Source organism: Pseudomonas sp. D5(2026) (genome assembly GCF_057766845.1).
On record NZ_CM173421.1, the window covers coordinates 2202704 to 2215377 of the forward strand.

Sequence of the window (12674 nt, forward strand, 5' to 3'; positions counted from 1 at the left end):
ACTTTTCAGCAGCGACCGGCGGCGTGTGCCCCGGTCGCCCGGCAATAGAGGAATCCCATCATGAAAATCGCCATCGACTCCTACTGTTATCACCGCTATTTCGGCGAGGTGTACCCCAACCTGGAGCAAGCGCCGGACCATCGGATGAGCCTCGATGACTTCGTGGCCCGGGCCCATGCCCACGGCGTGCAGGGTGTGTCGATCGAGTCGTTCATGCTCGATGACAGTTCGCCGCTTAACCTGCAACGCCTGCGAGGCCTGCTGGACGCCGCGCAGCTAGAGCTGGTCTGGGCCTGGGGGCATCCGCATGGGCTGGGGTCGGGCGAGCGGCCAGAAGCGTTGCCGGACCTTATGCGCAACGTCGATATCGCCAAGACCTTGGGGGCGCAGGTCATGCGCATCTGCGCGGGTGGACGACGCACCCGGCCAGCGTCCTGGAGCGAGCACAAATCGAAGTTGGTGCCTTTGTTGCGTGAAGCCGCTGCCTACGCGGCTGACCAGGGCATCGTCCTGGCCATGGAGAACCATGTCGACTTGCTCGCCGCCGAGGTCCTGGAGCTGCTGGAAGCGGTCGACAGCCCGGCACTGGGTGTATGCCTGGACACCGCCAATAACTTGCGGATGTTCGAGGACCCCATGCTCGCCATCGAGATGCTGGCGCCCCACGCCAAGGCCACCCATATAAAGGACATCTGTGCCTTCCTTGGCAGCCCCCGCGACTTTGGTTTCTGGCCAAGCGTGCCGCTGGGCGAAGGGTTGATCGATATTCCAAGAACCTTGCAGTTGCTGCGTGGCCATGGTTTCAACGGCCTTCTGGCGCTGGAGATCGACTACCTGCACCCCGGCCATGGCACGGAAGAAGAGGCGATCGCCAAGAGCCTCGCCTTTATGCGCACCGAGCTGGCGGCGTCGCCCTCAATGAGCTGACTTGAACAACGCCAGCATGACCCCCCGCAACCAGCGGTTGCCGCTGTCCAGGTGATAGCGTGAATGCCAGTGCTGCTTCACTGAAAATCCTTCGAGGGCCACCGGGCAGTCGTGTACCGTGAGGTGGTGCATGGCGGCCAGGGTTTCGCCGATGTGGCGGGGCAGGGTGGCGATCAGGTCGGTGGTGCCAATGATCGCGCCCAGCCCCAGGAAGCCGGGCAACTCAAGCACGATCCGGCGTTCGATGGCCTGGCGTGCCAGGCCCGCCTCCAGCAGTTTTTGCCCGGTGCCGGCGCTGACCTGTACATGCCCTTCGGCGCAGTAGCTGGCCAGGTCCAGCCCTTGCTCAAGGCGAGGGTGGGTGCTGCTGCTCAAGCAGACCCAGTCCTGGGGGAACAGCACCTGCTGGTACATGCCGCCGCCCAACCAAGGGACGAACCCCACCGCTAGGTCCGCCTCGCCCGACTCCAGCGCGCGCTCGGTATTGCCATCGATACGTGCCGCCTCCAGGCGAATGCCGGGCGCATGTTTGCGCAGGTGCTCAAGCACACGGGGTAGCAGGGTGATGTGGCTGGCGTCGCTGACACACAGGCGAAAGCGCCGTTGCGCGGTGCCAGGCACGAAGTCGATTTCCCAGGCGGTCAGGCGGCGCAGCGACTCCAGCACTTCCCGGCAAGGCCCGATCAGCGCATCGGCTTGGGGCGTAGGGGCCATGCCGGTTGGCGTGCGCACGAACAATGGGTCGTGCAACTGCTCGCGCAGGCGGCCCAGCCAGATGCTGATGGTCGGTTGGCTTTGGCCCAGTTGTTCGGCCGCGCGGGTCACGCTACGGGTGTTGTAGAGCACATCGAACAGTTGCAGCAGCTTGGGTTCGGGCAGGGCTGGAGTGTTTGGCATTATTGTGAATTTCAATAGACCTATTGGCTTCATTGTATCGCGCAACATCCGGCGGGTGCTTAAGGTGTCGGAAAACAGGAGGGCGTTTCTTGAAAATCTGCATTCTTGGCGCTGGCGCACTTGGCTGCACCATTGGCGCAACCCTCAGCGACGCCGGCCACGACACCTGGTTGTTGAACCGTTCGGCAGCCCACGTCGAGGCGATGAACCGGGATGGTCTGAACGTTCACGACGAGCGCGGCGAGCGCAGGGTGAAGGTGCAGGCCAGTACCGACCCCGCCGAAATCGGCCCGGTCGATCTGCTGGTGGTGCTGGTCAAGTCCTTCCACACCGCCGAAGCGATAGCGGGCGCCATGGCCCTGGTCGGCCCGCATACGCTGGTGCTGTCGCTGCAGAATGGATTGGGCCACGAGGACATCCTGGCCGATGCCGTGGGGCGCTCGCAGGTGTTGGCCGGCAAGACGTACGTCGGTGGCGTGCTGCTGGCGCCGGGATGTATCCGCTCCGGCGTCACCGGCAAGCACACGTACATCGGCGAACTCGACGGCACGCTCACCCCCCGCGTGCAGGCCATCGCCAACGCCTTCAACGCTGCCGGGCTGGCGACCACGGTCAGCGACAGCATTCTGGGCACCATGTGGGACAAGCTGCTGATCAACGTCGCCACCGGCGCACTCACCGGCATCACCCGGCTCACCTATGGGCAGCTCTACAGCGAACCGCTGCTCAAGGCGACGGCCCTGGCGGCTGTGGAGGAGGCCATCGCGGTGGCAACGGCGGCGGGCGTGCGCTTGGGCCTGACCCACGCCGACGCGGCCTGGAACCTTGCATCCCAAGGCCTGCCGGCGTCATTCAAGACCTCCATGTTGCAAAGCCTGGAAAAAGGCTCGGTCACTGAAATCGAGTTCATCAACGGTGCGGTCGTGCGCTGGGGCCAGCGCCACGGCGTACCCACGCCGGTCAATGCAACGCTTGTCGCCTGCATGAAGGGCATCGAGCGGGCCATGGCCGACCACCCACAAGAGGAAGCCAACGCGTGAGTATTCCCAAAGCCTACCTGGAACACGTCGCAATCTGGGTGAAGGACATCCACTGGCACATTCGCTTTTTCCATGACGTGTTCGGCATGACCCTGCGCGAAGTGCAAGGTAGCGTCGAAGCGCCCTTCCAGTACTGGACCCTGGGCGGCATGCAGTTCATCAGCACGCCCGAGTTCGACGGGCCGGAAGGGCGCCTGGCGCACCTGGGGGTGATGTGCGAGGACATGGAGGCGGCATTGGCCGCCGCCTGGACGTTCGATGTCAGTGAAATGCCCCAAGGCCGTAACTGGCTGCGCCTGCCCGACGGGCTGGCCGTGGAATTCATTCAAGCCTCGCCAGTGGCCTGCGTCGCCCAGGCACTGGCCATCAACCCGCGTTCGTGAGCTGCCGACCATGACCATCATTGAAAAATACTGGGACGATGCACAGGTGGGCGATGAATGCGTCAGCCCCGAGTACACCGTCACCAAGGCCCGCATCCTGGCCTACGCCGACCTGACCGGCGACCACACCCCCGTGCATGTGGACGAAGCCTACGCCAACGCCAGCCATTTCGGCTGCCTGGTGGCCCATGGGTTGTTTGGCCAGAGCATCGCCGACGGCCTCAAGACCCAGAGCGACTACCGCTTCCTGCCTGGTATGTCGCTGGGCTGGACCTGGGATTTCCTGTTGCCGATCAAGGTCGATGACGTGCTGCACGTGAAGTTTCGCGTCGGCAGCATGCGCCCCAGCAACAGCAAGCCGGGCTGGGGCATCGTCGTTCTGCCTTCGGAACTGATCAACCAGAAAGGCGAGGTCGTGCAACGCGGCGAACACCGCCTGATGGTCCCACGCAGGGTGCAGCCATGAGCCAGCCATTGCCGCTCAGCGGCCTGCGCGTGATCGACTACAGCCACTTTCTCGCGGGCCCCTATGTGGGACGCTGCCTGGCAGCCCTGGGCGCCGAAGTGATCAAGGTGGAGCGCCCTGGCAGCGGCGATGCTGGTCGTCAGCATGCCTTTACCCTCGATGAGTATCAGAGTGGCTACTTCCTGCAGTTGAACATGGGCAAGCAAGGCGTCAGCGTCAACATGAAGGACCCGCGTGGCAAGGCCTTCATGCACAAGCTCTGCGACTCGGCCGACGTGTTCATCGAAAATTACCGCCCTGGCGCCCTGGATAAACTCGGCCTGGGTTACGCCGAGCTGTCGGCACGCAACCCCAAGCTGGTCTACTGCTCGATTTCCGCCTACGGCCACACCGGGCCCGACGCCCACCGGGCCGGCTTTGGCCTGATCGCCGAGGCCAAGAGCGGGATCATGCAGATGGTTGGCACGCCGGGTGAAGCGCCGCCCTTACTGCGTATCTCCCTGGGCGACATGTATACCGGCATCCACGCGGTGGCGGCGATCAATGCCGCGCTACTGGGCCGAGTGAGCAGCGGTCGTGGCCAGCATATCGACATGGCGTTGTACGACACCTTGTTCTCCATGCACGAGTACGCGGTGCAGTGCTACACCCTGTCTGGCGGTACCGTGGTGCCTGAGCAGACTGGCCATGACATGCCCACTTCGACTTTGTACGGGGTGTTTCGCGCCGCCGATGGCGACCTGGTGATCGCCGCCCAGGTGGACGATGCCTGGAGGCGCTTTGCGCTGATGCTGGAAGCCAATGGCGCACCGGTCGGTTTTGGCAGTGACGCGCGCTTGCACAGCCTGGACGGCCGCAACACCCATCGCCTGGAGATCCTTGAGGTGGTCAAACGTTGGGTGGCGGCCAACCCTGTGGCCAGGATTCTCTCGCTACTTGATGAGATCGACGTGCCCAGCGCCAAGGTGCAGCGTATCGACGAGGTGTTGGCTGACCCGCAGATCAAGGCCCGTGGCATGGTGCTGGAACAGGAGCATCCACGTTATGGCACGCTCCGTATGCCCAACTTGCCGTTCCGTTTTTCCGATTGTGATATAGCCGTTGGTCAGGTGGCTCCGAGCTTGGGCGAGCACAACACCCAGGTGGCCACGGCGCTGGGCTTCAGCGCTGCGGAAATTGCCGAAATGCAGGCCGATGGCGTGCTGTTTACCCAAGGAGATGTGCAATGAGTGATCGCTACGCAGTGATCGGCCGGCCGATCAACCACACCAAGTCGCCGCTGATTCATGGACTGTTTGCCGAGGTGACGGAGCAGGACCTGACCTATGCCGCCATCGAAGGGGCGCTGGAGGATTTTGTCGGTGATGTGCAACGGTTTCGCGACAGCGGTGGGCGCGGGATGAACATCACCGCACCCTTCAAGCTGCAGGCCTATCAACTGGCGGATGTGCGCAGTGAACGCGCCACCCTGGCCAAGGCCTCCAATGCGCTGAAATTCGAAGACGGGCAAATAGTTGCTGAAAACTTCGATGGCATCGGCCTGCTGCGCGACATCGAACATAACCTACAGGTGCCGCTGAGGGGGCGCCGGGTATTGGTGCTCGGTGCCGGTGGTGCCGTGCGGGGTGCGTTGCTGCCGTTTTTGTCCGCAGGCCCGGCGCGGTTGGTGCTGGCCAACCGCGACCTGGACAAGGCCCGCGCCCTGGCTGCTGAAGTAGGCGACGCCTGTCTGCAGGTTTGTGGCTATGACCAATTGCCAGGGCAGGTGTTCGATGTGGTGATCAACGCCACCTCAGCCAGCCTTACTGGCGAGTTGCCGCCATTGACTGGTGCGGTGTTCAGCCAGGCGCTGCTGGCGTATGAACTGGCGTACGGCAAGGGCCTGACGCCGTTTTTGCGCCTGGCCCGTGAAGCAGGCGCCGCACACCTGGCCGACGGCGTCGGCATGCTGGTGGAGCAAGCGGCCGAGGCTTTTGAATGGTGGCGCGGCGTGCGACCGCAAACCCGTCCAGTCATCGATCGATTGACCGTACCCCTGGAGTAAGTACATGCCGGTGAATCAACCAAGGCGAGTGCTCCTGCATGGCATCAACCGCAACATGTTTGGCAAGCGTGACCCTGAGCAGTAGGCACCATCACCCTGGACTAAATTGATATCAACCTGCGGGCGCTCAGCGAAGAGCTGAGCGTCAGCCTGGAGCGCTTCCAGACCAATTTCGATGGGGCTTGCGAAAGTGGTTGGGCAACGGTCACTGAGAGCCGACCTTATCGGTCGGTCTATCAAGGTAGTCCGCCCATTTCTGCATTAACTCCTTGCGCTTGTTGAATAGGTCTCCGCGGCGGTAGGCGGCTTCGACGCGATTCTCGATGGCATGAGCAAGGGCCATCTCGGCAACTTCGCGAGGGACGCTGGTGCACTCGGCGCACCAGTCGCGAAAGCTAGAGCGAAAACCATGCACGGTGAAGTGACCTTGCCCCATTCGTCGCATCTGCATCAGGCCAATCATGTTTGACGCCGGCTGCCCACGCTTATGATGCTCGAAGACAAAGGCTCGACTTGGGTGTTGCATGGATTTAAGTAATGCGACGGCCTGTTGGGTAAGTGGGACCCGATGGACGAGGCCGGCTTTCATGCGTTCTTCTGGAATAGTCCACACCCCAGTGCCGAGGTCAAACTCCTCCCAGCGGGCATTCAACGCTTCGCTGGTGCGGACGGCAGTGAGGATGATGAACTCCAGTACACGTGGGCCGATACCGGGTAATGTGCGTACTTGTTGCATGAACGTCGGTACTTCTTGCCAGGGCATCGCCGGGTGATGGCGATGCTTGCTTAGGCTCTTTCCAGAGGGCAGCAGTTTCTCTAGATGGCCGCGCCAACGGGCAGGATTCTCGCCACGGCGCATGTCCTTCGCTTTGGCGTAATCCAGGACCAGTTCGAGTCGGTTGCGCACCCGGCGAGCGGTTTCAGGTACTTTGGTCCAGATTGGCTTGAGCACATTCAGGACGCCTTCGACATCCACGCTATTCACGGGGCTGTCGCCAATGACTGGGAATGCATATGTGGTCAGGGTGTTGGTCCACTGCTGTGCATGCTTGGCATTTTTCCAGCCTGGACGATGGGTTTCGATGTAGTCCAGGGCGCAGGTGCGGAAGGTATTTTCCAGGCTCTTCTCTTGGGCAATCCGCGCAGCTTCAGCCTGCTGTTGTGCTTCGGCTCTATGTAGCAACGGGTCTATACCTTCGCGGATCAGCGCCCTATGAGTGTCGGCGCGTGAGCGGGCCTCTTTTAAGCCGTAACGAGGGTACGGACCCAAGCCGATTTCCTTACGTTTGCCTGCGAGTTGGTAGCGCAGGACCCAAGCTTTTCCGGACTTGCGAATGACTAAACGAAGGCCGTCGCCATCGTCGTATTTGCCAAAGTCGGTAAGGTTTTCAAGCAGTTTTGCAGTGAGTTTGGGCATGGCGGAAGTCTCCGGAGCTTTGAATCTGGTCCCCCATTTGGTCCCCCACTCACAACCCGGATACGGATGGAACACGGCGGAACAGGCCAGACACTTTGAACCCTAAAAGTACTCCAGAAAAGCCGCGGTAGAGCGTCCGGGCGTCCGTTAGTGGATACCGGTGGTCGGAAGTGGAAATGGGCTGATAATGACTACGCTTCCGCCATATTCAAAGCCCTGATTATTCAGGGCTTTTTGCGTTTTTGGGGTATAGAAAAGCCGACCATGGGAACGCCATCGGGAGCCCCATCTCCCCCGGACAGTTCCGCTACCTGACTACCGTTAACCTCTGGCAGGGCAGGCTTGGTGCCGCTCAAGGTTTTTCAGTAGCGCTCGCTTGGCTAGCGGCGGGTTCTGTGGAAGAAGACGCGGCAGCATGAAGCTTGTCGGTAATCTGCTTGGCCAAGGCATGGTAAAGCGAGACCGGAGACACCCATCCAGAGATGGCCGCCGCCATCAGTGTCGCTGCCAACATGGGAATGGCCAGGTCCGGGCTGTGTGTCAGTTCAAGCACGATGACCGAGGCGGTCAGTGGCGAGCGTGTCACACCGGCCAGGTATGCGCCCATACCAAGTAGAGCGCCTGCCTGGGGATCAACATCGGGCAGCAAGCTCAACAGGGGCGCAAAGGCGGCGCCGATGCTCAGCGAAGGCGAAAAGAGCCCGCCAGGAATCCCGGAAAGATAGGACGCGACGTTGGCCAGAAACTTCCACAGGAGAAAGCTTGTGTCCGTGATTGGCTGCCCCTCCAGCAACGCACGCGTTTCTTCGTACCCGGTGCCGAATACATGATTGCCAGAGACGAGCCCCAACGTGGCCAGCAGCAAGCCACAGATGGCAGCAAAGCGCACCGGATAGCGTCCGCGTAACGTACAGACCCGGCCGAGTAGGCCCTTGTCGGTGGGCAGCACAAGCTTGGCGTAAAAACCACCCAGCAGCCCGCCCAGCACAGCACAGGCAGGCACGACGCTCCAGCCCCAGCCCACCGGCATTCGACCGCTGATTTCTCCAAAATAGGCGTAATGGCCCATCAGCCCCAGCGTGACGACCCCACCGATCAGCACCGCAGTGAGCACCAAGCCGCTGAAACGTTGCTCGAACGTGCGGCTCAATTCCTCAATGGCAAAGACTACCCCCGCTAACGGTGTATTGAAGGCTGCCGCAATACCCGCGGCGCCTCCGGCGAGCACCAGGCCAGCGATGGTGCGCCGGCCGTGCAGGCCTAAACGTCGGCCAAAGGAATAGAGCACAGCGGCGCCGATGTGGACGGTCGGGCCTTCCCGGCCAACCGAACCGCCGACCAGCAGGGCGCCCAACGTCAGGCTCATGCGGGCGGCAGCCACAGGGAGCGAGAGTAATCGGGCGCGCAGGCGGCGAGAGGGCATTTCCAGGGCGGCTATGACTTGGGGAATGCCGCTACCCTTGGCGTTTTCAAACCACCGTTGCGTCAGATAAGCCAGGAGCGCGAAACCAAGCGGAGTGATGAGAAGAGGTGACCAGGGTGCCCATTCCAGCAAGCGCTTGAACGAAGCGAACGCCGCGTCGGCAAGCCAGGCGAATGCCAGCGCAACCAGCCCCACCAGCAATGCCCCGATCCAGAACGCCAGTCGCTGACGCCATTCTCGCCAGCTTGAACGGCGGGAGAGTGAAGGTGCAGGACGGGTAGGTTCGGGCATGGTCCACACATGGCTGACTTGGAAAGCGGTGAGTATGGCGTGTTTTCCCTGGCAGGCCTACCCGACACAGGTTGTAGTCGTGCCAGGCGTGGCGATCCGTTTGCCCACATGCAACGGACCGCCAGTGCCAGAATGTGGCTAGGTGGCCGAACTTGCTTTGGTAGCAGGCGCTGCCTTGCGCATGCTCCACATCCCCCAGGCCAAACCCAGCACGGCCGCGATCAATGATGCGGATAGCACACCGAGTTTCGCTGCCCCGAGCGAGCCAGGGTCGACGAAAGCGAGGTTGGCGATGAAGATCGACATGGTGAAACCGATGCCGGCCAGCAGCCCGACCAGCATGATGCTACGCCAGTTGACCTCGGAGGGAAGCTCGCACCAGCCCAGGCGGACCATCAGCCAGCTGACGCTGACGATGCCCAAGGGCTTTCCTGCGACCAGGGCGACAGCGACGGCGATCATGACCCACTGGGGGCCTTCAGCGGACAGGTCGACACCCGAAAGGCTTACCCCGGCATTGGCCAAGGCAAACACGGGCATGATGCCGTAGGCTACCCAAGGGTGCAGGGTGCCTTGCATGCGCACCACCGGCGGCAGCAGTTCGCGCTGGGCCAGGCGCAGCCGTTTCAAAGGATCAATGAGGTCGCTGGCATCTTGCTCAGGCGCCTTGGCGCGCCCCAGCAATTCGCCGGTGAAGCGGGTAATGGCATCCAGCGGGCGCTCACGCATGGGCATTGCGGTGACAGGTGTCATCAGGCCTAGCACAACACCTGCGAGAGTCGGGTGGGCGCCGGTCAACAAGATGCCCAGCCAGACGATCGCGCCAGGAATGACATAGGCGAAGGCTGAACCCACACCGATCTTCTGAAGCCCGATCACCATGAGCAGGCCGATCAGTGCAACGCCGAAACCGGTGTAATCAAGGCCGCCTGAATAGAAAAACGCGATGATCAGGACTGCGATGATGTCATCGATGATTGCCAGGGCGAGGAGAAACACACGTACGTTGGACGGGATCGACTTGCCGAGCAGTGCCAGTACGCCCACCGCAAAGGCGATATCCGTCGCCGTTGGCACTGCCCAACCTTGTTGGTCTGCTGGCGCGTGACCAAAACTCAGGTAGAGGAGTGCAGGCACGGCTACGCCGCCGACAGCGGCTGCCATGGGGAGCGTGGCTTGGCGCAGGCTGGACAGCGCGCCCTCGTGGATCTCGCGGCGGATCTCCATGCCCACGACCAGGAAAAAGATGGTCATCAAGCCATCATTGATCCAGAAGTGCAGGGACTGCGAATAGACATGCGAGCCCACGCCGAACGTCAACGGCGTATGCCAAAGGGCTTCATAACTGTCGGCAGCGGGGGAATTCGCCCAGATCAATGCAGCGACTGCGGCAATCAACAGAACGATGCCGCTGACCGCTTCAATGTGCAAAAAGCGTTCAAGGTTGGCGAAGGCTCGCTCGGCCAGGTCTTGGGCGCGAGGTAATTCTTTTTTATGCATAGGCGCAGGTGCTCCCGCATGGCGGCCCGACCTGCGCTGTTCTTTAACCTGCCTCACTGCACCGTGCAGCTGGCACCCGTCCGCTAGTCTACCGAATAACCACTCTCAGATGAACAAAAAGCGCCAAACCATTCACTCCAAAGGCGTGTCGGTTTGAGATTTTTTCCTGCAGACGTTAGGGTTTGTGGTTATTTCCGAGCATACGAGGCTTGGCAAACGGGAATTTATCCAACTGCTAGCCTTGGTAAATATCGTCGTGCTCAGGCACGCTGTGCTCATCGCCTTGCAAGGAGAACTGCCGCTATGACTGCAGCCCCCAAACCCAGGAGCACCCTCAACCCACCCGTTTTCTACACCAGTGCGATACTTATCTTTCTGCTGGTCTTGTACGCCACGGCATTTCAGGAGCACGCCCAGACACTGTTCGAGCAAGTCCAGCGATGGATCATCACCAATGCCAGCTGGTTCTACATTCTTGTTGTAGCGCTGGTGTTGATCAGTGTGGTGTTTCTGGCCGTCAGCCGCTATGGCGACATCAAGCTAGGCCCTGACCACAGTGAGCCGGATTACCGCAAGAGCAGTTGGTTTGCCATGCTGTTCTCGGCAGGTATGGGGATTGGCCTCATGTTCTTCGGCGTGGCCGAACCGGTCATGCATTTCTCCACACCGCCCGTGGGCGATCCTGGCACCGTCGCCGCGGCGCGCGAAGCCATGAAAATCACCTTTTTCCACTGGGGTCTGCATGCCTGGGCGATCTATGCCATCGTCGCGCTGATCCTGGCCTACTTCAGTTTCCGCAACGGCCTGCCGTTGACCTTGCGTTCGGCACTCTATCCGCTGATTGGTGAGCGAATCTATGGCCCTATAGGGCATGCCGTGGATGTCTTTGCCATCCTCGGTACGGTGTTTGGTGTGGCGACCTCGCTGGGTTATGGGGTATTGCAGATCAACAGCGGGTTTCATCATGTGTTCGGTTTGCCGGTAAACACCACCGTGCAAGTCATCCTCATCACCGCCACCTGTGCATTGGCGACGCTTTCAGTGGCCAGCGGCCTGGACAAAGGTATTCGCATCCTGTCCGAGCTCAACCTGAGCCTGGCGGTGATTCTGATGCTGTTCGTGCTGCTGCTTGGGCCTACGGTGTTCCTGCTGCAGACCTATGTACAGAATACCGGCGCCTACCTTTCGGACATCGTCAATAAAACCTTCAATCTCTACGCTTACGAGCCCACCGACTGGATCGGTGGCTGGACCTTGCTGTACTGGGGCTGGTGGTTGTCCTGGTCGCCCTTCGTGGGTTTGTTCATCGCACGTATTTCGCGAGGGCGGACCATCCGGGAATTCGTCTGCGGCGTACTGTTCGTACCGGCGGGTTTCACCTTGCTGTGGATGACGGTGTTCGGCGACTCGGCAATCCATATGATCCTCAACGATGGTGTAAAGGATCTGGCTACTGTGGTCAGTGAAGACAGTTCCCTCGCCTTGTTTGCTTTCCTGGAGCATTTCCCGTTCTCCAGCATCATTTCGTTGGTCGCGGTGCTTATGGTGGTCGTGTTCTTTGTGACCTCGGCGGACTCTGGTGCGCTGGTCGTGGATATGCTCGCCTCCTCCGGAAAAGGTCATTCACCCCTGTGGCAACGTATCTTCTGGTCAATCTGCATCGGCGCAGTGGCGATCGCGTTGCTGCTGGCGAACGGCCTCAAGGCGCTGCAGACCGCGACCATTGCGAGCGCTCTGCCGTTCGCGGTCATCTTGCTGGTTGCGATTTGGGGCTTGTTCAAGGCGCTGAGTCTTGATGCGACCCGCCGCGGGTTGCGCAATCAAGCGTTGCCAGGCCCACGCCATACCCGTCACCCACACGGCGGCTGGCAGCGGAGACTGCGTAACATCGCATTGATGCCGCGCCGGGTTCATGTCACCCGCTTTATCGCCGAGGTGGTGCGGCCTGCCTGCGAAGAGGTCGCCCAGGAGCTGCGTAAGCAAGGCTACGAGGTGAGCGTGAATGAGCGCGATGATGGACGGGTATCCCTGGAGCTCTCCCATGCCGGTGAAGGGCGTTTCCTCTACGAGGTGCGGCCACGGGCCTTCAATACGCCAAGCTTCGTCATGCAGGACACCGAAGACGGTGGCGATGCGCGCAAGTATTTCCGTGCGGAAGTGCATCTGCGAGAAGGGGGCCAGGACTACGACATCATGGGGTGGAGCCGCGACGATGTGATTGGTGACATCCTGGATCAGTACGAACGCCACCTGCAATACTTGCACGTGGTGGGCTGAACTGGATTC

The 12674-nt window shown here is 61.1% G+C and carries 11 protein-coding genes; 7 read left to right on the plus strand and 4 right to left on the minus strand.

Going from position 1 to position 12674, the window contains the following annotated elements:
* The first annotated feature begins 60 nt into the window (after positions 1-60).
* On the plus strand, positions 61-927 hold the full coding sequence (locus AC3B5Q_RS10010) for a sugar phosphate isomerase/epimerase family protein (protein WP_104883808.1): 867 nt from the start codon (positions 61-63) through the stop codon (positions 925-927).
* On the opposite strand, the gene AC3B5Q_RS10015 is transcribed toward AC3B5Q_RS10010, so the two are convergent.
* Complete coding sequence (locus AC3B5Q_RS10015) at positions 916-1824, minus strand: LysR family transcriptional regulator (protein WP_441253259.1); 909 nt, start codon at positions 1822-1824, stop codon at positions 916-918. The two genes, AC3B5Q_RS10010 and AC3B5Q_RS10015, sit on opposite strands and share 12 nt — an antisense overlap.
* Positions 1825-1913: 89 nt before the next feature.
* Here AC3B5Q_RS10015 and AC3B5Q_RS10020 point away from each other — a divergent pair, with 89 nt between their 5' ends.
* From AC3B5Q_RS10020 to aroE, 5 genes are read left to right on the plus strand one after another with little or no spacing between them, the layout of a single operon-like run.
* Positions 1914-2864 (plus strand): ketopantoate reductase family protein, encoded by a 951-nt coding sequence (locus AC3B5Q_RS10020; RefSeq protein WP_441253258.1) that lies wholly within the window; start codon positions 1914-1916, stop codon positions 2862-2864.
* Entirely contained in the window at positions 2861-3247 is a 387-nt protein-coding gene (locus AC3B5Q_RS10025) for a VOC family protein (protein ID WP_104883811.1), read from the plus strand. The genes AC3B5Q_RS10020 and AC3B5Q_RS10025 overlap by 4 nt, the downstream gene beginning before the upstream one ends.
* Positions 3248-3257: 10 nt before the next feature.
* Positions 3258-3713, plus strand: a complete 456-nt coding sequence (locus AC3B5Q_RS10030) for a MaoC family dehydratase (protein ID WP_104883812.1) — start codon at positions 3258-3260, stop codon at positions 3711-3713.
* A complete protein-coding gene (locus AC3B5Q_RS10035) occupies positions 3710-4942 on the plus strand; it encodes a CaiB/BaiF CoA transferase family protein (protein WP_104883813.1) in 1233 nt (410 codons plus the stop codon). The genes AC3B5Q_RS10030 and AC3B5Q_RS10035 overlap by 4 nt, the downstream gene beginning before the upstream one ends.
* A complete protein-coding gene (gene aroE / locus AC3B5Q_RS10040; protein ID WP_441253257.1) occupies positions 4939-5757 on the plus strand; it encodes a shikimate dehydrogenase in 819 nt (272 codons plus the stop codon). Before AC3B5Q_RS10035 ends, aroE begins: the two co-directional genes overlap by 4 nt.
* A 205-nt stretch (positions 5758-5962) precedes the next feature.
* Here the strand turns inward: aroE and AC3B5Q_RS10045 are convergent, their stop codons facing one another.
* The 3 genes from AC3B5Q_RS10045 to nhaA all read right to left on the minus strand — a co-directional run bounded on the left by AC3B5Q_RS10045 (position 5963) and on the right by nhaA (position 10388).
* Positions 5963-7174, minus strand: a complete 1212-nt coding sequence (locus AC3B5Q_RS10045; protein ID WP_104883814.1) for a tyrosine-type recombinase/integrase — start codon at positions 7172-7174, stop codon at positions 5963-5965.
* Positions 7175-7526: 352 nt separating this feature from the next.
* A complete protein-coding gene (locus AC3B5Q_RS10050; RefSeq protein ID WP_031322022.1) occupies positions 7527-8888 on the minus strand; it encodes a chloride channel protein in 1362 nt (453 codons plus the stop codon).
* 138 nt (positions 8889-9026) lie between these two features.
* A complete protein-coding gene (gene nhaA, locus AC3B5Q_RS10055; protein ID WP_021782169.1) occupies positions 9027-10388 on the minus strand; it encodes a Na+/H+ antiporter NhaA in 1362 nt (453 codons plus the stop codon).
* 303 nt (positions 10389-10691) lie between these two features.
* Between nhaA and AC3B5Q_RS10060 the strand changes: the two genes are divergently transcribed.
* Positions 10692-12665 (plus strand): BCCT family transporter, encoded by a 1974-nt coding sequence (locus AC3B5Q_RS10060; RefSeq protein WP_021782170.1) that lies wholly within the window; start codon positions 10692-10694, stop codon positions 12663-12665.
* Positions 12666-12674: the final 9 nt, after the last annotated feature.